At 43.4% G+C, this 24,926-nt stretch carries 18 protein-coding genes; 8 read left to right on the forward strand and 10 right to left on the reverse strand.

Annotation, left to right across the window (positions count from 1 at the left end):
• Positions 1-71: 71 nt before the first annotated feature.
• The 3 genes from psrA (at position 72) to fabV (ending at position 4,493) form a co-directional block, all read left to right on the forward strand.
• Positions 72-698 carry a TetR family transcriptional repressor PsrA gene (gene psrA / locus VIB_RS05755; protein WP_004395030.1) on the forward strand — a complete coding sequence of 209 codons (627 nt, stop codon included), beginning with the start codon at positions 72-74 and terminating at the stop codon, positions 696-698.
• Positions 699-759: 61 nt separating this feature from the next.
• On the forward strand, positions 760-3,042 hold the full coding sequence (locus tag VIB_RS05760; protein WP_040904228.1) for an acyl-CoA dehydrogenase: 2,283 nt from the start codon (positions 760-762) through the stop codon (positions 3,040-3,042).
• 248 nt (positions 3,043-3,290) lie between these two features.
• Positions 3,291-4,493, forward strand: a complete 1,203-nt coding sequence (gene fabV / locus VIB_RS05765) for an enoyl-ACP reductase FabV (RefSeq protein WP_004395032.1) — start codon at positions 3,291-3,293, stop codon at positions 4,491-4,493.
• A gap of 109 nt (positions 4,494-4,602) precedes the next feature.
• Here fabV and VIB_RS05770 read toward each other — a convergent pair whose 3' ends face one another.
• Both VIB_RS05770 and VIB_RS05775 read right to left on the reverse strand, forming a co-directional pair.
• Complete coding sequence (locus tag VIB_RS05770) at positions 4,603-6,285, reverse strand: aspartate:alanine antiporter (RefSeq protein WP_004395033.1); 1,683 nt, start codon at positions 6,283-6,285, stop codon at positions 4,603-4,605.
• Positions 6,286-6,464: 179 nt separating this feature from the next.
• Positions 6,465-6,731 carry a GrxA family glutaredoxin gene (locus VIB_RS05775; protein WP_004395034.1) on the reverse strand — a complete coding sequence of 89 codons (267 nt, stop codon included), beginning with the start codon at positions 6,729-6,731 and terminating at the stop codon, positions 6,465-6,467.
• Positions 6,732-6,999: 268 nt separating this feature from the next.
• Between VIB_RS05775 and VIB_RS05780 the strand changes: the two genes are divergently transcribed.
• Positions 7,000-8,253 (forward strand): iron-containing alcohol dehydrogenase, encoded by a 1,254-nt coding sequence (locus tag VIB_RS05780; protein WP_004395035.1) that lies wholly within the window; start codon positions 7,000-7,002, stop codon positions 8,251-8,253.
• Positions 8,254-8,337: 84 nt separating this feature from the next.
• On the opposite strand, the gene VIB_RS05785 is transcribed toward VIB_RS05780, so the two are convergent.
• From VIB_RS05785 to VIB_RS05800, 4 genes are all read right to left on the reverse strand, one after another.
• Complete coding sequence (locus tag VIB_RS05785; protein ID WP_004395036.1) at positions 8,338-9,192, reverse strand: MurR/RpiR family transcriptional regulator; 855 nt, start codon at positions 9,190-9,192, stop codon at positions 8,338-8,340.
• Positions 9,193-9,530: 338 nt separating this feature from the next.
• Positions 9,531-11,183, reverse strand: coding sequence for a pyridoxal-dependent aspartate 1-decarboxylase PanP (gene panP / locus VIB_RS05790; protein WP_004395037.1), 1,653 nt, complete (start codon positions 11,181-11,183; stop codon positions 9,531-9,533).
• A 203-nt stretch (positions 11,184-11,386) separates the two neighbouring features.
• Complete coding sequence (locus VIB_RS05795) at positions 11,387-12,292, reverse strand: LysO family transporter (protein WP_004395038.1); 906 nt, start codon at positions 12,290-12,292, stop codon at positions 11,387-11,389.
• 54 nt (positions 12,293-12,346) lie between these two features.
• Positions 12,347-13,267: an HDOD domain-containing protein gene (locus VIB_RS05800; RefSeq protein ID WP_004395039.1), complete on the reverse strand. Its 921-nt coding sequence runs from the start codon at positions 13,265-13,267 to the stop codon at positions 12,347-12,349.
• Between the two features lie 352 nt (positions 13,268-13,619).
• Between VIB_RS05800 and VIB_RS05805 the strand changes: the two genes are divergently transcribed.
• Positions 13,620-14,207 carry a TfoX/Sxy family DNA transformation protein gene (locus tag VIB_RS05805; RefSeq protein WP_004395040.1) on the forward strand — a complete coding sequence of 196 codons (588 nt, stop codon included), beginning with the start codon at positions 13,620-13,622 and terminating at the stop codon, positions 14,205-14,207.
• A gap of 137 nt (positions 14,208-14,344) precedes the next feature.
• Here the strand turns inward: VIB_RS05805 and VIB_RS05810 are convergent, their stop codons facing one another.
• From VIB_RS05810 to VIB_RS05820, 3 genes are all read right to left on the reverse strand, one after another.
• Positions 14,345-14,893 (reverse strand): hypothetical protein, encoded by a 549-nt coding sequence (locus tag VIB_RS05810; RefSeq protein ID WP_004395041.1) that lies wholly within the window; start codon positions 14,891-14,893, stop codon positions 14,345-14,347.
• A 312-nt stretch (positions 14,894-15,205) separates the two neighbouring features.
• Positions 15,206-15,703 (reverse strand): response regulator, encoded by a 498-nt coding sequence (locus VIB_RS05815; protein WP_004395042.1) that lies wholly within the window; start codon positions 15,701-15,703, stop codon positions 15,206-15,208.
• A gap of 10 nt (positions 15,704-15,713) precedes the next feature.
• A complete protein-coding gene (locus VIB_RS05820; protein WP_040904229.1) occupies positions 15,714-17,648 on the reverse strand; it encodes an ATP-binding protein in 1,935 nt (644 codons plus the stop codon).
• A 185-nt stretch (positions 17,649-17,833) separates the two neighbouring features.
• Between VIB_RS05820 and VIB_RS05825 the strand changes: the two genes are divergently transcribed.
• The 3 genes from VIB_RS05825 to VIB_RS05835 all read left to right on the forward strand — a co-directional run bounded on the left by VIB_RS05825 (position 17,834) and on the right by VIB_RS05835 (position 22,602).
• A complete protein-coding gene (locus VIB_RS05825) occupies positions 17,834-19,096 on the forward strand; it encodes a DUF945 family protein (RefSeq protein ID WP_004395044.1) in 1,263 nt (420 codons plus the stop codon).
• 239 nt (positions 19,097-19,335) lie between these two features.
• On the forward strand, positions 19,336-20,430 hold the full coding sequence (serC, locus tag VIB_RS05830; protein ID WP_004395045.1) for a 3-phosphoserine/phosphohydroxythreonine transaminase: 1,095 nt from the start codon (positions 19,336-19,338) through the stop codon (positions 20,428-20,430).
• A 303-nt stretch (positions 20,431-20,733) separates the two neighbouring features.
• Entirely contained in the window at positions 20,734-22,602 is a 1,869-nt protein-coding gene (locus VIB_RS05835) for a methyl-accepting chemotaxis protein (RefSeq protein WP_040904230.1), read from the forward strand.
• A 70-nt stretch (positions 22,603-22,672) separates the two neighbouring features.
• On the opposite strand, the gene VIB_RS05840 is transcribed toward VIB_RS05835, so the two are convergent.
• Positions 22,673-24,886, reverse strand: coding sequence for a YgiQ family radical SAM protein (locus VIB_RS05840; RefSeq protein ID WP_083797749.1), 2,214 nt, complete (start codon positions 24,884-24,886; stop codon positions 22,673-22,675).
• Between the last annotated feature and the right edge of the window lie 40 nt (positions 24,887-24,926).

Here is a 24,926-nt window from a genome sequence, read left to right on the forward strand (position 1 = left end):
GATGTTAATTGCTTGTTAATCTCGTGTTTCAAAGGTATATTTCAAACAGTTGTTTGATACGGATGATTGAAATGGCCCCTAAGAGCAGTACCAAAGAAAAAATACTCGATGTAGCAGAAGGGCTATTTGCTGAGCATGGTTTTAATGATACCTCTCTTCGTACTATTACTAGTAAAGCTAACGTCAATCTGGCATCGGTGAATTATCACTTTGGTGACAAAAAAACGCTGGTACGAGCGGTACTAAATCGTTACTTAGAAGCATTTATGCCAGCCGTTAAACAGTCATTGATGGCGTTGAATGAGCAAGAAAGTTACAGCATGGAAGAAGTCTTTGAATCGTTACGTGGTCCCTTAAAAGCGTTGAGTCAAATACGCCCAAGCGGTACCAGTCGTTTCATGCTGTTGATTGGCCGAGGTTATACCGATGTACAAGGTCATTTGCGTTGGTTTATCACCACTCGTTATGACGACGTTCTCAGCTTATTTACTCAATCAGTGATGAAGGCAAACCCCAATTTAACTCGCGAGACGCTGTTTTGGCGGCTGCATTTTACCCTTGGGACCTGTGTTTTTACCATGGCATCCAGCCAAGCTTTAGCGCAAATTGCTGAAAATGATTTTGCGGCTAAAGTTGACGCTAACTCCATGATTGACCAGATTATTCCTTATTTAGCTGCTGGAGTGGCGGCCAAATAATTGAACCAAACGAAACTATAATAAGTATAAATCTTAACCAGTGAACAAAAGGATCGGAATTATGAGCTCTCTAAGAAGAAAATGGATTAGTGACCCCGCTTTCAAACTCTTTAAGCAAGTGTTGCCTCCGCTGTCTGCAACCGAAAAAGAAGCCATGGAAGCCGGAAGCGTATGGTGGGATGGGGAGTTGTTCTCTGGTAAGCCTAACTTTACAACGCTACATCATTATCCTAAGCCAACTCTAACGGCGGAAGAGCAATCATTCATGGATAATGAGCTTGAAACGCTACTCGGTATGATTGATGACCATAAAATCATCAAACACGATCGTGACCTACCCAAAGAGGTATGGGATTATCTGCGTAAAGAGCGCTTCTTCTCATTAATTATTTCTAAAGAATATGGTGGTCGTGAATTCTCGGCGCTGGCCAATTCAACCATCGTATCACGCATTGCGACGCGCAGTATCAGTGCTGCTGTCACGGTCATGGTGCCTAACTCACTAGGCCCTGGTGAACTGCTTTCTCATTATGGTACTCAAGAGCAGAAAGATTATTGGTTGCCACGTTTAGCTGATGGTACCGACATTCCGTGTTTTGCATTAACTGGCCCAGAAGCGGGTTCAGATGCTGGCGGCATTCCTGATCAAGGTATCGTGTGCTACGGCAAGCATGAAGGTAAAGAAGTATTAGGTATTCGTTTAAGTTGGAACAAACGTTATATCACACTAGCACCAGTGGCGACCGTACTTGGTTTAGCGTTTAAACTGAACGATCCGGATGGATTGCTTGGCGATAAAAAAGAACTCGGTATCACCTGTGCTTTAATTCCTGCCAACCATACCGGTGTGGAAATTGGTGAGCGTCATGACCCGCTCGGTTTAGCGTTTATGAACGGACCAACTCGTGGTAATGATGTCTTTATTCCGATGGAATGGCTGATTGGTGGCGTGGACTATGCTGGTAAAGGCTGGCGCATGCTGGTTGAGTGTCTTTCTGCTGGGCGGGGTATTTCTTTACCGGCTCTCGGCACGGCGATTGGTCATCTCACTTCTCGTACTACAGGAGCTTATGCTTATGTTCGTAAGCAGTTTGGTATGTCGATCGGTAAGTTTGAAGGCGTTGCAGAAGCGCTCGGTCGAATTGGTGGTTTGACTTACCTACTCGAAGCAACGCGGACGTTGACGACAACTTCTCTCGATATGAAAGAGCGCCCAGGGATCATTACCGCGATTGCTAAATACCATATGACAGAAATGGCGCGAACCATCTTAAACGATTCAATGGATATTCATTCAGGACGTGCGATTCAAGATGGGCCTATGAATTACCTATCGACCCATTACCTTGGCGTACCCGTTGCGATTACGGTGGAAGGGGCCAATATCCTGACCCGTAACTTGATGATCTTTGGTCAAGGTGCGACGCGTTGTCATCCTTATGTTCTCAAAGAAATGGAAGCGGCTGCTAACCCAGATAGCGAACAAGCCGCGAAGGATTTTGATAAGTTATTGTTTAAACACATTGGTCATGCAGTCAAAAATACCTTTGGTGCTTTTGGTGCTGCTCTGACGGGTTCACGATTCATCAAAGCAGAGATGAGTGGGCCGACCCAAGGGTATTATAAAGAAATGACCCGTTTAAGCCGTGCCTTAGCGGTTAGCGCCGACTTTGCTATGTTGACCTTGGGCGGTGAGTTGAAACGTAAAGAGATGATCTCCGCGCGTTTGGGGGATGCACTGAGCTTCCTTTATATGGGGTCAGCGGTATTGAAGCGTTACGAAGATGAAGGCCGTCAACAAACGGATCTCGATTATGTGCACTACGCAATGCAACATTGTTTACATCATGCTGCCAAAGCCCTGAGTGATACTTATCGTAATTATCCGATTAAAGCGGTCGGTGGATTATTGAAAGGATTAATATTCCCACTAGGCAATCACTATCAAGCGCCTAGCGATACATTAACGGTCAAGATTGCTGAAAGTCTAATGACGCCGGGAGCGCATCGTGATCGCCTAACCCATTTGTGTTACATCGGCAAAGATGAAGATGATAGTGTGGGTTTAATGGAGAGTGCCTTCCTTGCCATGTATAGTGTGAAAGGGTTGGAGCGACAAATGAACAAAGCGGTGAAAGAAGGTAAAGTGGCTCGTAAAGGACCTTTGACCGAGCGTCTTGCTCAAGCGAAAGCGGCTGGTGTCTTGACTGACAATGAAGTTGAAGCGATTTTAGCCGCAGACAAACTGCGTTCGAAAGCGATTCAAGTGGACCACTTCAGCCATGATTTAAGCGAAGTGCGCACTCACAACGTTAACCCACCAAAATTGAATAATGTGGCGTAACTCATCCTATTTAATTTGCTAATGTTGTAAGGCCTCTTTTGAGGCCTTATTTTTTTGCTGTTAATGGTACAGTAGCGCTGATTTTTTGTGATTGGTCTTGTCTTGCGTGTTTAAGATAGGATGATCCTGAACCATTTAGGTTAAGAACAGCTCCAACCACTCAGTAAAAAAGTGCTTTTGGGCAGAAATAAGATGCGAAGTGGCGCTGAAACTTTTATCCTAACCGAGATTTTTGAAGGAAGTTGAATATGATCATCAAACCTAAAATTCGTGGATTCATTTGCACAACCACTCATCCAGTGGGCTGTGAAGCGAACGTAAAAGAACAAATTGCTTATACTAAAGCACAAGGCCCAATTAAGAATGCACCAAAACGTGTGCTGGTTGTTGGCTCCTCCAGTGGCTACGGCTTATCTTCACGTATTGCTGCCGCCTTTGCTGGTGGTGCTGCAACGATTGGCGTCTTTTTTGAAAAACCGGGTACGGAAAAGAAAACCGGAACCGCTGGGTTTTACAATGCTGCCGCGTTTGATAAGTTAGCTCACCAAGAAGGTTTATATGCTAAGAGCCTTAATGGTGACGCCTTTTCTGATCAAGCTAAGCAAAAAGCCATTGAGTTGATCACACAAGACCTAGGTCAAATTGATTTAGTGGTTTATTCATTGGCCTCTCCGGTACGTAAAATGCCAGATAGCGGTGAAGTGGTTCGTTCAGCCCTGAAACCAATCGGTGAAACCTACACCGCTACTGCGGTTGATACCAATAAAGACATCATTATCGAAGCCAGCGTTGAACCTGCCACTGAACAAGAAATCAACGACACCATCACCGTGATGGGCGGTCAAGATTGGGAGTTGTGGATGCAGGCGCTTGATGATGCGGGCGTTTTAGCGGACGGTTGTAAAACCGTTGCTTATAGCTACATCGGTACTGAGCTGACTTGGCCAATTTATTGGGATGGTGCATTGGGTCGTGCGAAGATGGATTTAGATCGCGCAGCGCAAGCATTAAATGAAAAATTAGCCGCTAAGCAAGGCAGCGCTAATGTGGCCGTATTAAAGTCGGTTGTCACTCAAGCCAGCTCGGCGATCCCCGTTATGCCGTTATACATCGCAATGGTCTTTAAGAAAATGCGTGAAGAAGGCATCCACGAAGGGTGTATGGAGCAAATCTATCGTTTGTTTAGCCAGCGTTTGTATAAAAACGATGGTTTAGCACCAGAAACGGACGATCATAATCGTCTGCGTCTCGATGATTGGGAGTTGCGTGAAGATATTCAGCAGCACTGCCGTGAGTTATGGCCACAAATCACGACTGAAAACCTAAAGACGTTAACAGATTATGAACTCTACAAAGAAGAGTTCCTCAAGCTGTTTGGCTTTGGTGTTGAGGGTGTTGATTACGATGTCGATGTCAGTCCAGAAGTTGAGTTTGATGTGATCGATATCTAATCGATATCCGTTCTGATAGTAAAGATAGTAAAAAAGGCGCTTTATGCGCCTTTTTTGTTTAGCTTTTATTCCTTTCAACGATTCAACGATACCCATTGATTGAACCGTTTTAGCTGAGAATGATCAAAATGGTACCAGCAAGCGTCATCAAAATATTGGCAATCGCGTAAGTGCCTGCATAGCCAAGCGCTGGAATGGTCGATTTGGCATAATCATTCACGATATCCATCGCCGGAGCACAGGTACGAGCACCAATGATCGCTCCAAAAAGTAAAGCGCGATTCATTTTTAATAGGTACGCCCCGACCAGATAAGCAAAGACCACAGGGACAACACTCACGATAAACGCTAAGCCAATCACTTGCGGACCAACTTCAGTTAAGTGTTCAAACATCCGTCCACCGGCGCTTAAGCCGATACCCACCATAAATATCATCAGTCCTAGATCTTTGACCATGTTTAATGCACCTTGCGGGACATAACCAAAGGTTGGATGGTTGGCACGTAAAAAACCAAGCGAGATACCGGACAAAAGTAGGCCGACGGCATTGCCCAGACTAAAAGAGACTTGACCAAAGGTCATGGTAATTAAGCCAAAGAGAATCCCTAAAATGAAAAAGCTACAAAAAGCCATGAGATCGGCCATCTGACTATGAATAGAGATAAACCCGATTCGTTCGGCTAGCCCTTTAACACGACTTTTTTCTCCACTGACCTGAAGTACATCGCCTTTCGCCAGCACAATATCGAGATCCATCGGCATTTCAATTTGTGCGCGCACCACGCGGTTCAAGAAACAGCCATATTCCGAGAGGTTTAAATCAGACAACCTTTTTCCGGCAATACTGTCACTTTTGACGACAATTTCTTCTTCAGTGATCCGTAGGTCAAGTAAGTTTCTATCAAACACTTCTTTACCATTACGAAAGCTCGGATCAAGGCGCGCATGACTGTCAGGAAAACCGACTAAGGCAATTTCATCGCCTTCTTGCAAAATGGCATCACCATCAGGGTGGGCAAGAATACCATTACGACGAATACGCTCGATATAGCATCCAGTTTGACGATAGATACCAAGCTCTCGTAAATTTCTGCCATCAATCCAATTGGTTAGCTCAGGGCCAACCCGATAAGCACGAATGATCGGCAAATAGACCTTACGTTGTCCGCTGCCGCCAATTCCCCGTTCTTGAGCAATTTGTTGCGCTGAATCAGAGAGATTTTGTTTTTGTAATTTGGGTAGTAACTTCGCAAACATGATCATACTGATCAGGCCAATCAGATACGCCATCGCATAGCCGACCGAGACATTTTCTAAAATCAAGGTCAGATCCATATTACGAGGAATATTGGCCAGTCCAGAGTTCAGGGCATCCTGTGCACCAACCAACACTGGAGTCGACGTTAACGCTCCGGCCATCATCCCAGCGGCTAAGCCGTAATCGAGATTAAAAAAATGACTGGCGGAATAGGTTAAACTGGTGGCAGTGACTAACACCACTAAACTTAAAATTAAGTAGTGTTTACCATCACGAAAGAAGATACCAAAGAAGTTTGGTCCCGCTTCAATCCCCACACAATAAATAAACAACATGAAACCAATCGTTAATGCTTCGGCATTAAACGAGAAGCCCAGATGTCCCATCACTAAAGACGTGATCAACACGCCGATGGAGTTGCCTAATTGCAAACTGCCAAAGCGAATTTTGCCAAATGCCAAGCCAATGGCGAGGACAACGAAGATCAATAAGATGGGATTTTGTTCTAACAACAGTACGACGTCGATATTCACAATTTAGCTCAATGTTGGCATGCAAGGGGAGGATGATTAAATTGTGACGATTGTAGCGTAAATAGGCAAAAAGATAAGTGAAATTTTTCAGGGCAAGGTCATTTTTTAATAAATAATCCATTAAAAAACCCGCTAAACATCAGCGGGTTGACTAAGATTAGAAATGGTGTATCGAAAGCTTATTCGTCAAATAGACCTAAATGCTCTTTTGCATAGGCTTCAAATTCAGTGCAGCCGCCAATATGCTCTTGATCAATAAAAATTTGTGGCACCGTTTCAACCGGTTTACCCACGGTTTTTTCTAGATCAGCCTTAGTAATGCCTTCTTCATGAATATCAACATAACGGTAGTTGAAGTCATCACGTTTCGCTTTTAAGGTTTCTGCGTGCTCTTTTGCACGGACACAATATGGACAAGCCGGGCGGCCAAAAATCACTACGAACATCACTTTCTCCTCTGTTTCGTTTGCGCCACTATGCCCGATTCGAATTAGGAAATAAAGTGTCATTTACCAGTTGTTTTAATAGGTAAAATTGATTGGATAATTTATGCCCAAGTTAAATAAAGCAGCGATGGTCATACCATCTATTGTGATGTCGTGCATAGTCTGAGATGAAGTTTGAGTTATTTAGCAACAGGTTGCACTGAGTCAAAAAATTTTTTTACAAAGAGAAGCACACTCAATACTGTTAGAGTGATTGGGCGGAGGGCACATGTTCCAGTTTATAACATCGAATCGAATTGTATTCGGTGCGGGTGCACTGCAACACTCGCTATCGCTGATCAATCAATACGGTTACAGCGTTCTATTGGTCTCAGGTAAAAACGTGCAACGTGCTCAAATGATCAGTGATTATTTGCAACAGCAAAAGATGCCGTATCAACATGTCGCGATCCATGGCGAGCCCAATATTACTATGGTAGAAGAAGCGGCAATTGTCGGACGACGCTTTCAACCACAAGTAGTGATTGCTATCGGTGGCGGTAGCGTTTTAGATATGGGCAAAGCTTTAGCGGCGATTATTCCTAATCAAGGAAATGTGTATGATTATGTTGAGGTCGTTGGTCGTAATGTGCCACTCAAAGCTAAGCCACTGCCATTTATTGCGATTCCAACCACCGCCAGTACCGGCTCTGAAGTCACGAAAAACGCAGTGTTAAAATCTGGACAGGACAAAGTCAAAGTGAGTTTACGTAGCCCAGATATGCTGGCAGTGATGGCGATTATCGATCCGAGTTTAACGTACGGCACTGATCGTTATACGTCTGGCCGTGGTGCAATGGAGGCTTTTACTCATCTCATGGAGGCTTACGTTTGTGGTGATCCCAATCCTTTAACGGATATGATCTGTGAAGAGGGATTGCGCCGTTTATCACGTTCAACGCTTGCTGCGTGTTGTTTAGATGATAAACCTGCTCGTGAGGATTTATCTTTTGCTGCGATGTTGGGCGGGATGGCAATCACTAACGCTAAGCTAGGTGCTGCCCATGGATTGGCCTCTGCGTTGGGAGGTAAGCTCGACGCACCGCACAGCGTGATCACCGCTCGTCTTGCCCCTTATGTTATGAGAGAGAATATTCATGCGGCGAAAAAGGCTCAGCGAGCGGATGTTTTACAGCGTTATTACCGAATCGCTCAATTATTAACGAAGCGTAAAAATGTCAATATTGATGATAGTATTCTGTGGGTACAAATGATGCTCGACAAATTACCACTACCAACGTTGAGTCAATTTGGCGTGTGTTCGACTTCTTTCGAGCAAGTCGCTACGGATGCTCTGCGCTCACAAGCGATCAAAGGCAATCCACTTCCGTTAACTCATGAGAGGTTAGTGTATATTTTACGTCAAGTTTGTTCATGTTCTAAATCAGAAACGCAGAATATTATCCCGCCTTTGGTTACCGAGAAAAGATTGCAGTGGATTTATAATTCTCGCCTTGTCGAAGGAAGTGAACAAGGAAGCTAAAAAAGTAGAAAGAGAATGGAGCTATTCATCTTATGACCATGAATAGCTCCATTCTCTTTTTAGGTTGGGGGAGAGAAAAAAGAATTAAAACTGTGATAATTTATCGTAGCGAGAGTCTTTTAACACGTCTTTAACGCGTTTGAGGTTTTCTCTAAAACCAGAACCTCGGCGCAAAGTGAAACCGGTCGCTAACACATCAATCACCGTCATCTGCACAACTCGACTCGCCATCGGCATGTAAACATCGGTATCTTCAGGGACATCAAGACAAATCGATAAAGAGCTCGCTTTATCTAACGGCGAGTCTTTTGCGGTAATTGCAATAACCGTTGCGCCATTTTCTCGTGCAAGATTAGCAATTTCGACTTGGCTTTTTGTCCGCCCGGTATGAGAAATGAGGACGATCACATCATTATCAGTGCAGTTAATGCAGCTCATCCGCTGCATAACAATATCTTCAAAACAAGAGATTGGAATATTAAAACGAATGAATTTGTTTTGTGCATCACGCGCAACGGAGGATGAAGCGCCTAAACCAAAAAACGAAATGCGCTTCGCTTGTGTTAATAGGTCAACCGCTCGATTAATTTGCATTGGATCGAGACTATTTTTTGCAACATCCAAACACGCCATGGTCGATTCAAAAATCTTATGGGTATACGCATCAGGACCATCGTCTTCTTCCACATTGCGATTCACGTAAGGCGTACCATTTGCCAAACTTTGCGCTAAGTGTAACTTGAAATCAGGGAAACCTTTGGTATCGAGTCGACGACAAAAGCGATTCACCGTTGGTTCACTAACATCGGCCATTTTGGCCAGCGTCGCAATACTGGAATGGATCGCGGTTTGCGGGGAAGCCATGATCACTTCAGCTACCTTACGTTCCGATTTGCTGAAATTTTCTAGATTTTTTTGTATTTTTTCTAATGTATTCATAGTGTTCACGCGGGCCTAGAGAACAACTCATTGGGATTTTTAGGTGTCTTGTCATCATAAAAATGAATTATTTCGACAAGGGACACATTTACCAACGCCATGACGCGAGTATAAACCCAAGCGGTCATAAATCATAAAGTAAACACACTATCAAATAGTGAGAATATGACAAGCCTCAAACTAAATTTCATGAAAACTACACTTTTAATCGGGAAAAAGAGCTAAAAGCGTCGTTTATCGATGGATTATGATGGGCGAGTTACAATAAAAAGAAAGAAATTTTCATTTATTTCTTTCTTTTTATTCGTCGTTATTGTTTTGCAAATTTGCCCGAGTTTTTAAGCCTGTGAGCTAATAATGCTTTGACTCGACTGATTTATCTGGGCAAGTAATTGAGTGGCTGTTTGGGCTATGTCCCTTTGCTCTTGCAAGACCGAGTGTAAAATTGACCTAGTCGTGAGCGGGTTCGCCAATACGACACGAAAGACTAAGGTATCTAAACCTTGCCAACGTGCCGGATTGAGTTGTGTGCGAGAAACAAACGATTTACCTGTTTCACGCTGTTTCTTCTGAATGTATTTAGTTAATTCATTCAGCAAATGATTCAGCGCAGTTTTCTCTTTTTCATCAGCGATTGTCAGTGCTTTTATAGCGTTATCAGGAGCATAACGATAAGTGAGCAGGCAAAGCTCAGGTTCTGAAACGAGTTCAAAATCTGTTTGTGATTGAATCAGATCAGCAAAATAACGCGCTTTCTCAATACTTTGATCAATTAATAGTTGATAACCTGCACGACTAATAATATGCATGCTCGCATAGACAAGCATCGCCATCCCAGAACGAGATCCTTCTAAGGTATGACTGCCTAAATCTTTAGAACCTTTGCGTAAAATATATTGCGCATGATGTTCTATCGCATTCATTGCATGAGGGTCTTTAAATAACACCATTCCGGCACCCATTGGGATATACATTTGCTTATGGGCATCAATGGTTACAGAATCGGCCAGTTCAATACCATCCAACAAGTGGCGATAGGTACTCGACATTAAGGTGGCACCACCCCAAGCGGCATCGACATGAAAATGACATTGCTCTTTTTGGCAAATTTCACCGATGGCTCTTAGTGGGTCGACATTTCCCGTCTCAGTTGTACCTGCAACACCGACAACGGCAAAGGGATGAATATTTTGTGATTTGAGTTGGTTAATCTTCAACTGCAGATCATCGGGACAAAGACGATTATTATTATCAGTACGAACAGTGACTAAGCCTTGTTGGCCAATGCCCAAAATATCAGCAGCTTTTTTTAGTGAATAGTGGCCGCGCTCAGAGACTAAAATCGCTAATCCTTGATAACCATAGTGGAGCATGGCTTTGAATAAGCCTTCTTTTTCTACGCCACCAAAACCCTCTCTCGCTTGCAGTGCATTATTACGTGCGACCCAGAGCGCGGTAATGTTAGCAATGGTGCCCCCTGAACAAAATGCGCCAAGAGAATGGGCGGCACTGTGCATCCATTGTTGGTAAAACTCGTCTTGTTGAGCATAAATAAGACGGTGCAACATGCCTAATACTTGACGTTCAAGTGGCGTAAATGCTTTCGAGGTTTCAATTTTTACTAAGTTTTGATTCAAAGCAATCATGATTTTTGACAGCGGCATTAAAAAATAAGGTAATGCTGAAGTCATATGGCCAATGAAACTGGGCGATGCCGTATGCACCGATTGAGCCACTAACGTATCCATTAAATGTTGAGTATGCTCTGAGACAAACTCTGGCGCTTCAGGAATGTGCGGATTGGAAAAGTCTTTTTCTATCTCTTTAAGCGGCTTTTCTTCTGCCACAATATGCTCACGTAAGAATTGGTTTAAATTACGTGATAATTCTTCTTCAATACGAGTCAGAGTTGAATCTGGTCCTTCTGGTACGGTGAATATACGTAAAAGGCTCTCGAAGCTTGCATCCGCTATTTTATGTTCTGATACCATAGTTATATCGTTATTGTTGAGACTGGTTAATGTCAGCTAGGCAATCTAAACCAAAACAAAAAGCTTGTCCTGCAGTAATTTATATTGCATTGGCGGTTCGCTCTTTGTTCGATTGGCGCGTTTTACTTAGTCACTTAATTGGGTTACGCATATTGATGAAATGTTGATGCATTGTAAAGTACGCTATAACGGTTTCTTGAGCGTTAACCTGCAAGAGAGACAAATAACAACATTAAAAACGGCACTAACAGACTTAAGATAAAGCCACTGACAATCGCAATGGGTACACAGCGTACTCCCCCTGTCGTCTGGATCACTGGTAGGGTGAAATCCATGGCGGTTGCTCCGGCGTAGCCAATAGAAGTGCAGGGCTTGCGACCAATAAACATCGGTATTAAGGCCAGTGCCACTAACTCACGCATCAGCTCAATCAAAAAAGAAGCGCCACCATATACGGGGCCAAAAGCGTCGCCCATCAGAATTCCAGACAATGAGTACCAGCCAAACCCAGAGGCCATGGCTAATGCTCGATAGATTGGGATATCGAGAATGAAGGCCGCTAGGATCCCACCTATCCAGCAGGTAATAATGACGACTGAGGCGATGATCATGCCATGCTTATTCAATAAGATCTGTTTCAATGTTAAGCCACTGTTTCTTAATTGAACGCCAATAAAAAACAGTAAAATAAATAAAATCCATTCACTGGCACTTTCTACCCAAGATAAATCAAAACCAAGAACCAAGCCAAGCAGCAGACCTGCGCCCACGACAAAAATCAGCTTAATTGATTCTAACGCCATGCTTGATAAGGGTAATTTGGTTTGTGTCGCTTGGCTATCAATGGGAAACCATTTATCAATCCAGGGAAGAGCTAACAAGTTACAGCACCCCATAGCAAGAAAAAACACACCTGCAATACGCAAAATTGCTTGTAGATTAGCGCTTAAATTATCTAATGCAGCGAGGCTAAGCCCCATCAGGAAAAGGATGACATAAACCAGCGAAACCGTTGCTTTGTTGAGTAAGGTTAATTTTGCTGGCTGAGAAATAGAAAAAAGATACCCGATAACGAGTGGAGCAAAAATAAATAGCATCCCTAAAAACATAAATTCCTCAATAGGTAACCCCAGCTCGTATTGACGATGATTGGGGAAGGGGGGTCAAAAACCACTGGCGTTAATCACGCCATGCAACTGAGAACGAAATTCAACGTCCGTCATGTTACTTAAATGGTAAAGCACTTCCGCGCCCGTGGTGTTAATTTCTACTTCATGCTCGTCTAAAGCGTCATCTTGTTTACGAAATAATAACAGATGATTTGCGATACGAGCGATATCAAGATAACTGACTTCTTGGTGATGCTCAATGAATGGTTGGTTACTCGCCACTTCGAGAAAATCGTTATCAAATCCCCAATGTTTTAAAACTAACTGACTGGTTGCCGAACAGTTCGATTGGAAAATCTGCAGCGCAATGTCTTGATCAAGGTAGTGTCCATTTTCCAAGTAAAGATGGTATTCATTCACTAAGCAAAACAGACCGATATCGGCCAATAGACCAACCAACAAAGCTTTCTCTTGTTCTAAATGTTGATAGTGCTGCGGTTCTAAACGCTTAAACCATTGAGTGACTAGAACCATACTGGCACCAAATTCACGTGATATGGCCGCACTATTGGTCAGGACTTTATTGCACGCGGTACTTAGATTAATCGAATGCTTGAGTTGCTCAATAGCTTGAGCGGTGACAATATCACGTACGCGTATAATACCTAAGCGGGAAACCGCAGTGCTTAAATCCAGACAGGTAATATTTCGGCGATTAAAAACCACCGAGTTTGCGACACGAATAACCACCGCTGCGAGGCTTGGATCGTCAGTTAGACAGGCGGCAACATCGGCGATCGTGGTGGATTCGATACTGCATAATTGTTGAATTTTCAACACCACATCCGGGATAGGGGGAAGCGCAATCTTGCCTGTACTGATTGAAAATTTAACCAGCTGAGCAAACTCACTTTCCAATCCTTGGATAAGGAGGTGTTTATTTTCGGGAAGCCAATAAAAAGATAAATGGTTCATCGTATCCGGTCAAAAGCGGGAAGACGTCCCATTTTACCGATTGCTAATAAAGAGATGCAACCATTAAACAGGTCTTAATGGTTTTATCGTGTAATATAAAGCATTAAATGAATAATGACTGATATGCAACATTAAGTTTTTGTGAAGTCAGTGGCTTTTTAACACGCTTTTCAAGTGATGGATGTGAGTTAAGTCCAGACTTATTTTATGGAATTAACTATCATGTACATAAATCAATACGCAGGCACGTAGTCAAAATAAGCTTGCGATGTATACCTAATTTATTCGCTATAACTTGCTGTTATCTGGTGATCTTTGTGACTCGGGGACGACGATTAAAGGATCTATCAAGATGAGTGAGACAACATTTTTTGATTATGTAATTAAGTTTGGGGACTACCAAAAACGCTCAATGTTCGGTGGTATTGGATTATTTCAACAAGAAGCCATGTACGCATTGTTGACTGAGGGGGCGATTTTCCTTCGTGGTAGTGAAGAACTCGATGAATTATTAATCCAGTTAGGGTGTGAAAAATTCCGTCATGTGAAAAAGCAGACCACAGCAACGGTTAATTACTATGATATTACGCAACTTTTTGAACAAGGTTACTCACAATTAGACGATATTATTCAACGTTCTATCTTTTATTCTATTTCACAACGTAGTTTTCAAAAATCGCAGGCGAGCCGTCGGTTAAGAGACTTGCCTAATATGCAATTGACTCTTGAGCGAATGGTAAAAAAAGCCGGCGTCAGCGATGTGGAAACTTTTGTAAAACTTGGCGCTCCTGCTGTATTTAGTAAGGTTCGCAAAATTTATGGCAGTGATGTTGATGTTAAGCTACTGTGGAAGTTTGCTGGAGCGATTGAAGGTGTGCACTGGAAGCTACTCCAAGAGCCACAAAAACGGCAGTTATTAGCATATTGCCAAGCTCGTTGAGCAATAATAAACAAGCCGAGGTCAGAGACTTCGGCTTGTTTTATGAAACGCACAGAGTACTTAAACTGAGTGGTATCTCCATACTTGTTGGCGTTGCAGCCAATACCGCTGCATATTCAAGTAAGAAGGGGATAAAATTAGTATTTAAATCGAGCCGTAAGCATCAGTTGGTCGCCATACGCATCATTGAAGCGTGCTTCGGCACCGAGTGAAAATAGTTCGGTTGAATGGAAACGAGCGTAAACAGAACCTATCCAATCGTCGCGATCATCAATAGAGACATAACCTGCTTTTCCGCCGACTTCAAGTTGTGGCCCTAGCCACTGACGAACACCTAAATTCAGTTCCATTCCCGAATCTGCACTGCCGTAGCTTTTCTTATCTTGTAAACGGAATAACATTTCTCCCGTTAAATCTGCCCAATTATTAATCGGTGCGTGAAAGCCAAAACCTGCGGCGAGATCGTAATCACTTTCAAACTCAGAATCGATACGGGCAATCATATGAGCATTAGGATGAATCGATTTACTGATTGCCGCACCGAAGGTAGCAGGGCTGGCGCCGAAGCGAGCTTCGACATATTCGTAGTTAAAATTACTCATCACGGTTGGGCTGTTTGGATCCGTTTGGGCCAAAGCGTGTGCCGACGTTAGAAGTAGAGCGGTTGCCATGATTGTTTTGCGCATAGTCACAATAAACCTATCTGTTTATGATTAATTCTATAGTATACCCAAGCGACATTAAGATGCAGTATTGAAAACGTTGCAACTGATTTCAAATCCAATGCATACGGCTTATAGAACGGGCGGCTAGGGTACACACTAAATCAATTACTATTTCGAGTGTTATAACATCATAATTGATTGATAGAGATGAACTCTACCAAAAAATGTCAAGATTGGATCACCTTGATAAAAAAACAGCTAAATCAATATGATATTGTTTAGAACGCGACCATCTTTTTATCCGTTAAGCTCGATATTGTTCACCTTTAAAGATCATTCACCATAGCTGGAGCGGTTTGCAGCCAGTGCATTTAGAATTAACTCAGTATCAAGAATTGGCATCCAAGCCATTAAATCGGTCTCGTTTTCGATCACGTAATGAGTTAACTGCTCTTTCACGGTATGACGTAATTGCTCGGCTTGCCAAGGTTTCGTGATGAAGAAATGCAAGCTCGAGTGATTAATCGCTTCGACGGTATCGTCTAATCCAGCTTGACCGGTTAACAATACCTTGCGTGTTGGCTGAGTCGCCTCAGATTGGTTAAGTTCGATAAGAAAATGAATGCCGGTTTCTTGAGGCATAATGTGGTCACACAAAATAAGTGCCAGCGGGATTGCTTGCTGCTGGTAATCAGTAATGACTTCTTTGGCCTCTGCCACAGACTCCGCGGCTTCGAGAATAAAATGTTCTTCGAAGACGTTCAGATCTTGCATCACACTATTCAGTACTTCACGTTCATCATCGACACATAAAATCATCAGTTTTTGCATTTATTTCTCCCTAAATAGGTTCTCGGTTGACGGGTAACCAAACCTGCATCGTAGTGTATTGACCAACTTCACTGTCTACGTTGATCCATCCTTGGTGTTGACGAACAATTTGTTGGCAAACGGATAAACCAATCCCTAGCCCAAAATCACCTTCTCGTTTGGTGGTGTAATTAAGCGTAAAAATCTCGTCTTGTCGCTCTTTAGGAATACCACAGCCATTATCGGTAAAACTGATCACCGCATAAGCGTGATTACCTTGTTGGCGTAGCTCACTGGTAATGATTAATACGCCATGCTCTGGAAACGCTTCCACCGCATTTGAGATAAGGTTAGTCCAAACTTGTTGTAGGGCGATAGGGAGGCAAGAGATAGCGGGGAGTTTGGCATAATGCTTTTCAACCCGATGTCTTTTGAGGCGATTTTCAAAAATAACTAAAGTGTCCTCTAGTCCTTCGTGGATATCGACGGTATGAAACGTTTCGTCATCTGCGCGCGCATACCCTTTGAGACTTTTGACCATATCGGCAATTCGCTGCGCACAAACCTGAATCGAACGAAGATTACTCCCAGCTAAGAAATACACTTCTAATTGTTCAATGTCGCGTAATGCTTGTTGTGGCTGAAACTTAGCTAAATTGAGTAGATGCTGGTCGTTCTCTAGGCCGAGTTTGACGATTTTTTTTGCTAATAGCGGATGATGAATTTGTTCGGCGATTTGCTTGGCTTTTGCCCGCTCTTCGGCCGTGGACATAGGTTTAGATTGTAAGGCTTGGGCCAGTAGTTGTGCGCCAGTATGTTCCAAAGAGTGGGGTGGAGCATGACCGACGAGGTGAGCAATATGAGTTCGTAGAGTATCACTGCCACGTAGAATCGCCGCAACAGGATTGTTTAATTCATGAGCGACGCCGGCAACTAACTGACCCAGCATGGCCATTTTTTCACTTTCCATCAGTTGTTTATGCGCCGACTCGAGAGAGTCGAGCGTTTTTTGTAATTGTAATTTGGTATTAATGCTGCGCTGTAGCCGTCGATTAAAATGACGCAGTAATAAGTTAGTAAATAGGGGCAGTAAACTGGTATCGCTATGCATCACTTTAGCAAAGATATCGCGATCTAATTTAATGACATCAGTACGAGTTAACGTTAACGCGGTCGAGAAAGAGGGTTCTCCGGTTACAAAAGACATCCCTCCGACGATATTGCCCTTATTATGCCGCACGACTTCTCTTTGTTGGCCGAGCTCATCTCGCTTATACAGCGCCACTTCACCTGAGGTAATAAACCATAAGAAATGATTGTCTTCACCTTCAACGGTGAGTAAGTGCTCCGCAGAGTAAGTTCGACAGGCGCGTGTTTCATCATTACCGTCAAAAAACTCATACAAGGCACCGATAACTTGCTCAGCGAGTTGTTGATCGGACATTCGGTGATAATCGCTGATAAAACCTTCACGATAGATACGCATTTTCTGATCAATATGCGCGCGTAAAATTCGGGTTTGATCTAATAAGGTGCTGTAAGTAAGAATATTGTCTTTATCATTATCAAGAACATACGTGGTTAACTCTTGGAGAACCGTCTTACATAACACGTTATCTTGTAATGGTTTGGTTAAACAATAATCTAAACGTCCTTCATTAACCGCGTTTAAAATGGCTTGAATATCTTGACCGCTGCTGATTAATATTTTGCGTGCGTGTTTCGTCTCAGGGCTTTTATCTAATTGAACTAAAAATTCGGCGCCATTAAAGCCTTCATGATGACTGGCAATCACTAACGCAGCAGTTTGTTGGTTTTCTTGGATGAACTCGAGTGCCTGCTGAGCCTCTACGATAGAATCAGCGGTATAGAGATCAAACTTGGCGGAAAAAACACTTAATTCATGACGCCATTGTTCAATACTAATGGGATTATTATCTAAGCACAGCAGAGCATATCGATTCACAGTGGTCCCTATCATTATTTTTTAGCCAGACTACTGTAACAAGCTTTGCAAAAAAGATTTGAGAGCTGAGTTTAAGAATCTTAACCTCGTCAGTATTTGAGTTCGCTTATGGTAATGAGGCGCCACTTGAGCTCGATCAATCATCTGCGTTACACTGCTTGAAATAATAAGCAATCGAGTCATTTATGCAAAATATCAAACGAATAGGGGCTATCGGTGGAGCGGTAGTTTTAGTCTTGTGTTGGCCTTTAGCGGTTGGGCAAATAGGTCAGAAAGCGATTACTCACGGTTTAGAAAATTTAACGAATGAACAAATAAGCGCAGAGCTAATTCATTATGACCGTGGCTATCTTTCTTCTCACGTTTCAGCTCGATTTACGGTGCTCGATGAGCGAGTTCGGCAACAGTTGATCAGTGAAGGTTTACCAACACAGTGGATAGTGGACAGCGATATTCAACATCAATTATTCAGTTTGTCGGCGCAATCAAGGCTGCCAGAATACCCGGAATTACCATTAACCATGACCACGGTTACCCAATTAAATGGCAATACGGATTATCATATTCAGCTAGATAGCTGGCATTACCAACCGTTGGACAATGAAGCCTTAGGGATATCGTTAACGCCGGCTCAGCTTACTGGCACAGTCACTACCTTAGGGGAAGTGACTTATGATCTAACTTTGCCTTCGGTAATGGTTGATTTTATCGACGGTCAAAAAATGCAATTGTCTAAACTTGAAGCAAAAGGTCATGGCAAACAAGAAAATGGCTTTTGGCTGGGTAAGCAAGCGTTGTCGATTGGTGAACTTGAGATTAACGACAGTGACCATCAATCCCTTTTGCTTGTTCGTCAGGGTAGTTATGAATTCACTTCATCGATGGATGCCCATAAAAAACGTTTTACTAGCCAACATAAATTGACGGTTGATCAAGTGATTAGCGATGAAGGTGAAGTGCATGATGCTACGTTTGACTTTACGTTAGCGGATGTTGATAGCCAAGCTTTTGAGCAATTGTCCGCGCTATATCAAACCTACTCAACCATGCCAGCACAGGCTTTAAATCAAGCACTACCATTGATCGAAACACTGTTTTCTCAAGGTTTTAGTCTGAGCCTAAACCAACTCGCTGTTAAAGTGGGTGACGGTGATTTTTCGGCCAATTGGATGCTGACGATTCCTGAAGGTACAAATAATATTTTGCAAGACCCCAGCGTGATTTTACCGGCTTTAACGGGTCATCTTGATAATTTTGTCTCTCAACAATTTGCCCAAGATTACCCTTTTATTCAGCAAGGAATGGATGAACTGGTGATGATGGAGATGGCTACACAAGATGAACAAGGGTATCGAGTTCATGCGCAAATCAATCAAGGCAATGTCTCATTTGATAATGGTAAACAAGTGCCTTTGATCAATTTGATGATGCCCTTATTGATGCGTTAATAAAGAGGGTCTTCATTTTTTAATTAAGCCGCCTCTTAAGGGGGCGGTTCTGAAAGTCATGCGGATAAGTTGATGGAAAAATAATTAACCGCTGATCTTCAGTAAGTTCAAGCTGTTTCTTCTTATAAAAAAGTGGTATACCGAAAACACTCAGCATGGGCTCTTTCAGAGAGAGATGGTGAGTACAGTTACATTTTTGACATCATTTCCCCATTTTCGATAGCAGGAGCAAGCAATACATGGAGCCGAATACGGACACTATTTATAATTTTAGTGCGGGTCCCGCCGCCTTACCTAAAGCCGTCATGGATAAAGCGCAAGCTGAGTTAGTGAACTGGAATGGCCTTGGCGTCTCGGTGATGGAAATTAGCCACCGTAGTAAGCCCTTTATTCAAGTGGCGCAGCAGGCTGAACAAGATTTACGTGATTTGCTCAACGTTCCTGATAATTACAAGGTGCTTTTCTGTCATGGCGGCGCTCGGGCTCAATTCGCGGCGGTCCCCCTAAACTTATTGGGTACGGCGAATACCGCTACCTATATTGACGCAGGATACTGGGCAGCGAGTGCGGTCAAAGAAGCTCAAAAATATTGTCGTGTCGATGTCTTTGACGCCAAAATCAATAAGCAAGGCAAAACGGCGGTACGGCCAGCCAGTGAATGGGCGATTGATCCAGACTCGGCTTACGTGCATTTCTGTCCTAATGAAACGATTGATGGCATTGAAATTAATGATTTACCGATCACCGATAAACCGATTGTGGCCGATATGTCCTCGACGATTTTATCACGAGAGATCGATGTCTCTCGTTATGGGGTGATTTATGCTGGCGCGCAGAAGAACATTGGGCCTGCTGGGATCTGCATTGTGATTGTGCGTGATGATTTACTCGGTTTAGCGAATGAGGTATTACCGAGTATTCTTAACTATCAATTGTTGGCCGAACAAGAATCGATGTTTAACACGCCACCGACCTTTGCATGGTATCTGTCAGGGTTAGTATTTCAATGGCTCAAACAGCAAGGTGGTGTTCAAGCGATAGAGAAGATTAATCGAGCCAAAGGTGCGTTATTGTACGACTACATTGACTCGTCAGATTTTTATCGTAACACCATTCATCCAGATAATCGTTCATTAATGAATGTGCCTTTCCAATTAGCCAAACCTGAGTTAGATGAGACCTTTTTATCGTTGGCCGAAACTCGAGGCTTAGTTTCGCTAAAAGGCCATCGAGTATCTGGTGGAATGCGCGCATCGATTTACAACGCAATGCCATTAGAGGGAGTGCAAGCTCTGGTCGATTTTATGCAAGAGTTTGCTGAGCAATACGCCTAACTCGCTTTATTTCTCTCGATCAAACCGCAGTCAGGAGTGTCGTATCCTGACTGCGGTTTTTTATTCTTGATAAATTTGATAATAATCGATGTTTTGTTCAGCACAATGACAGATCTTGGTTCATACTTAGTGCATAAAAAAATGGAGTTGGTTTGGTGTAAATGGCTTAGCAAACCTTAGTGAGTTGGAGTAAATCGATCCTAGTAACGTTATGTTGCTGTCATCCCTTTGTCTGACCCAAACAATTAAGGACGTGAGCATGCACAACCATGCATGAAAATAGTTTGCTTTGAGGGATAAACCATGAAATTCAGTCATAAAGTAGTCGCAGCGTCATCCGTGATGCTACTTTTGACGCTGACACTTTTGTCGACGCAACAGTATTTTACTATGCGCTCTGAGATTGAAACTCAAGTGAATAGCAGCGTCGATGAAATTGTTAGTGGGGTACGCAATACGGTGAGTAAAGATCTCAGTGGTAGTAAAGCGTTAGCACAGTATGTTACAGAGCTGGTTCAGGTCGATATTGATCCTCGAAGTGTCGCCGATGTGCTTCGCCAGAGGGCTTTAGCGAAAAGTTTTATTTTGGTCGGGTTTGGTTATGATAAAGATGGCTCTTATGTCGGTAGTGACCCAAGTTGGAACCCAGGGGCAACATGGGATCCAAGGGTTCGGCCCTGGTATCGTGATGCCAAAAATGCAGGGCAATTAACCATTACCGCGCCTTATGCAGATTCAGCTACGGGAGAGATCTTGATCTCGATTGCCACACCAGTTAATTACCGTGGGCAATTTTCAGGGGCAATATTTTTTGATGTTAGCCTTGTGTCTCTTGCCGAACTGGTTAACCAAGTCTCTCTATTTGATGCGGGTTATCTATTTATCGTTTCTGATGATGGTACTACCGTTGCTCACCCTGAATCGCGTTTTAATGGTGAACCGATGTCGGCTTTCTTACCGAATGTACGTATCAGTCGTGATGTACAAGAAGTGAGGATTAATAATCAAGATTATCAATTACGTTTTGTACCAATCCCCGGTGAAACTTGGTCAGTTGGGGTTTTACTGGATGAGAGTATTGCTTTTGCTGCGGTTGATGATTTACGTCGCAGTGCGTTAATTTACTCGTTACTTGCTTTAGTGGTCAGCACCTTAATTCTTTCTTTCGTGATCCGTATTTTAATGCGCCCATTAGATACTCTCAATGATGCGATTCAAGATGTTGCTTCTGGACAGGGAGACTTGACCAAACGGCTTGATACCAATACGGATTATGAGTTTGCTCGATTAGCCAGCGGCTTTAATCGCTTTACCGAAACTCTGCAGCAGTTGATTAAAGAGTCGAAGCAGATTGGTCAACAGATCATGCATAGTACCGAATCTACCGCTCACGGTTTACAAGCGTCGACCGAAGCAATGCAAAGTCAAATGCATGAGGTGGAGCAGTTGGCAACGGCAATGAATGAAATGGCCGCGACAGCAATGAATGTGGCTGGTAATGCGCAAGGCGCAGCTTCAGCTGCGCAAGAAGCAGATAATGCCACGCAACAAGGCTCTGAAGTGGTATCACATACCACGGAAGCGATTAATTCCCTAGCGTTACGTATTGATCAAGCGGTAGAAGAGGTCAAGCAATTAGAAAGTGCGACCTCAAACATCGAGACCATTTTAAAAGTCATTAATGATATTGCTGATCAAACCAACCTATTGGCTTTGAATGCAGCGATTGAAGCAGCGCGAGCAGGAGAATCTGGCCGTGGTTTTGCGGTTGTGGCCGATGAAGTGCGTACACTTGCCCAAAGAACGCAACAATCGACCACAGAGATTCGCAGTATGATCGAACAACTGCAAGTGGGATCAAGCTCAGTCGCTGGGGCTATGAGACAAAGTAAAGATACGGCAACAGAGACCGTCGCCAAGGCGAGCGAAGCGAACGATGCTTTATTGCGTATTCGTCAAGCGATTCAGCAAATTAGTGATATGAATATGCAAATCGCGTCGGCGGCTGAAGAGCAAAGCTTGGTTGCTGAAGAGATTAATACTAATACGGTGAAAATTAAAGACTTATCGGTACAAGTATCGGATACCGCTAGCCAATCAAACCAACAGATGCAAGAGCAGCTTGAAGATGTTCGTCGTCAAGAGGCAGTGATGAACAAGTTTATTGTTTAATTCTCTCTCCTTTAATAAAAAAACTCAGGCGGTTTGCCTGAGTTTTTTATATCCAATATAAGCTAAGCGATTAAGGGCGAGCGGATTTAGCGGTTGGTTTAGTGGTGTGGCTTTTCCCTTTAGGCGATGATGTTTTTTTAGCCGTATGAGGTTTGGTATTGCTGCGCAGTGCATCAAATCCAGGTTGGGTATTGGTATGCTTGGTGGCAAACCGATTGGCACCGTGGCGTCCCGATTTACGTCTTTGCGCAGGAGTGCGAGCGTCAACATCATCAGCGGGTACTAAACAGGTTGCTTTGTCTCCGATTAAATGTTTCTTGCCCATGTTAATCAGAGCTTCACGGATCAAAGGCCAGTTAAGCGGATCATGGTAACGTAGTAATGCTTTATGCAATCGACGTTGGCGCTCACCTTTAGCGACAGTAATCTCTTCTCGTTTTTTGTATTTGACTCGTTTTAATGGGTTAGTTTCTGAGTAATACATTGCTGTAGCGTTACACATCGGTGATGGGTAGAAGTTTTGCACCTGGTCACATTGATAATTATTGGATTTTAACCACAGCGCAAGGTTGAGCATATCCTCATCCTCGGTACCTGGATGAGCAGAAATAAAGTAAGGGATTAAATACTGTTTTTTACCCGCTTCCGCACTGTATTTCTCAAACATCTCTTTAAAACGGTTATAGGTACCCATACCTGGTTTCATCATCAGATCGAGCGGGTTCTTTTCGGTATGTTCAGGAGCAATTTTTAGATAACCGCCAACGTGGTGAGTGACCAGTTCACGGACATACTCTGGAGATTCAATCGCTAAATCATAGCGTACACCAGAAGCAATCATCACTTTTTTGATGCCCTTTACCTTGCGCGCTTCACGATAAAGATCAATGGTATGTTTATGATCAGTATTGAGTTTATGGCAAATACCCGGAAAAACACACGACGGACGACGACAGTTCATTTCTGCTTTAGGATCGCTACAACCTAAACGGTACATATTGGCGGTTGGACCTCCTAGATCAGAGATCGTCCCAGTAAATCCTGGCACTTTATCGCGAATTTCTTCCATCTCATTGAGGATCGACTCTTTTGAGCGGTTTTGAATAATTCGTCCTTCATGCTCAGTAATTGAGCAAAATGAACAACCCCCAAAACAGCCACGCATGATGTTTACTGAGGTCTTGATCATGTCGTAAGCGGGGATCTTTGCTTGGCCGTATTGAGGATGAGGCACTCGGGCGTAATTTAATCCAAATACGTAATCCATCTCTTCGGTGGTGAGTGGGATCGGGGCTTGGTTGACCCACAATTCACGATCGCCATGGCGCTGAATTAATGCACGTCCCGAATAGGGATTGGTTTCTAAATGCAATACGCGACTTGCATGAGCGTAAAGGATGCGGTCATTATTCAGTTTTTCGAAGGCTGGTAAGCGTACGGCTGTCGTTGCTGCATCGTGACGAGAAGGACGAATGGTGATTGGCTTGGCTTCGGCTTCTTTTTCCTGATTAGTCTCACATTGAGTCTCTACCGCATAAGGATTAATCGGTACAAACGCTTTACCCGGTTTTTCAATCCGTGAAGAGTCAATGATCGTGTAATGTTCGGGTGCTGTAGGAAGGATAACTGCCGTGCCGCGGATATTGGTCATCTCAGTGATAGCGTCGCCATTAGCCAAACGATGAGCGACTTCGACTAAAGCACGCTCGGCGTTACCAAACAACAAAATATCTGCTTTGGAATCGAACAGCACCGAGCGACGAACTTTATCAGACCAATAATCATAATGAGCAACGCGGCGTAAGCTCGCTTCAATACCACCTAAGACTAATGGGACATCTTTATAAGCTTCTCGGCAGCGTTGAGAATAGACTAACGTGGCGCGATCAGGACGCTTACCACCTTCATTATTTGGCGTATAGGCATCATCATGGCGCAGCTTTTTATCAGAGGTGTAGCGGTTAATCATCGAGTCCATATTGCCTGCGGTGATGCCAAAAAAGAGATTTGGCTTACCGAGGGCCATAAAAGCCTCTTTATTATGCCATTCAGGCTGTGCAATGATACCGACCCGAAACCCTTGCGCTTCTAGTAAGCGGCCAATGATCGCCATCCCAAAACTGGGATGATCAACATACGCATCGCCAGTGACAATAATAATATCGCAGCTATCCCATCCTAGCGCATCCATCTCTTGCTTACTGGTAGGAAGAAAGGGTGCAGTTCCAAAACATTCAGCCCAGTATTTTTTGTAGTGATGGATAGGAGTGATCTTGCTGTGCATATTTTAACCTCTGATTGATAAGCCGCGCATTATAACGACT

The organism is Vibrio metschnikovii CIP 69.14 (assembly GCF_000176155.1).
In the GTDB taxonomy this organism is placed as follows: Bacteria; Pseudomonadota; Gammaproteobacteria; order Enterobacterales; family Vibrionaceae; genus Vibrio; species Vibrio metschnikovii.

Coding starts and splice junctions, on each gene's coding strand:
- psrA (WP_004395030.1), top strand. CDS start 72: ATGGCCCCTAAGAGCAGTACCAAAGAAAAAATACTCGATGTAGCAGAA.
- VIB_RS05760 (WP_040904228.1), top strand. CDS start 760: ATGAGCTCTCTAAGAAGAAAATGGATTAGTGACCCCGCTTTCAAACTC.
- fabV (WP_004395032.1), top strand. CDS start 3,291: ATGATCATCAAACCTAAAATTCGTGGATTCATTTGCACAACCACTCAT.
- VIB_RS05775 (WP_004395034.1), bottom strand. CDS start 6,731: ATGTTCGTAGTGATTTTTGGCCGCCCGGCTTGTCCATATTGTGTCCGT.
- VIB_RS05780 (WP_004395035.1), top strand. CDS start 7,000: ATGTTCCAGTTTATAACATCGAATCGAATTGTATTCGGTGCGGGTGCA.
- VIB_RS05785 (WP_004395036.1), bottom strand. CDS start 9,192: ATGAATACATTAGAAAAAATACAAAAAAATCTAGAAAATTTCAGCAAA.
- panP (WP_004395037.1), bottom strand. CDS start 11,183: ATGGTATCAGAACATAAAATAGCGGATGCAAGCTTCGAGAGCCTTTTA.
- VIB_RS05795 (WP_004395038.1), bottom strand. CDS start 12,292: ATGTTTTTAGGGATGCTATTTATTTTTGCTCCACTCGTTATCGGGTAT.
- VIB_RS05800 (WP_004395039.1), bottom strand. CDS start 13,267: ATGAACCATTTATCTTTTTATTGGCTTCCCGAAAATAAACACCTCCTT.
- VIB_RS05805 (WP_004395040.1), top strand. CDS start 13,620: ATGAGTGAGACAACATTTTTTGATTATGTAATTAAGTTTGGGGACTAC.
- VIB_RS05810 (WP_004395041.1), bottom strand. CDS start 14,893: ATGCGCAAAACAATCATGGCAACCGCTCTACTTCTAACGTCGGCACAC.
- VIB_RS05815 (WP_004395042.1), bottom strand. CDS start 15,703: ATGCAAAAACTGATGATTTTATGTGTCGATGATGAACGTGAAGTACTG.
- VIB_RS05825 (WP_004395044.1), top strand. CDS start 17,834: ATGCAAAATATCAAACGAATAGGGGCTATCGGTGGAGCGGTAGTTTTA.
- serC (WP_004395045.1), top strand. CDS start 19,336: ATGGAGCCGAATACGGACACTATTTATAATTTTAGTGCGGGTCCCGCC.
- VIB_RS05835 (WP_040904230.1), top strand. CDS start 20,734: ATGAAATTCAGTCATAAAGTAGTCGCAGCGTCATCCGTGATGCTACTT.
- VIB_RS05840 (WP_083797749.1), bottom strand. CDS start 24,886: ATGCACAGCAAGATCACTCCTATCCATCACTACAAAAAATACTGGGCT.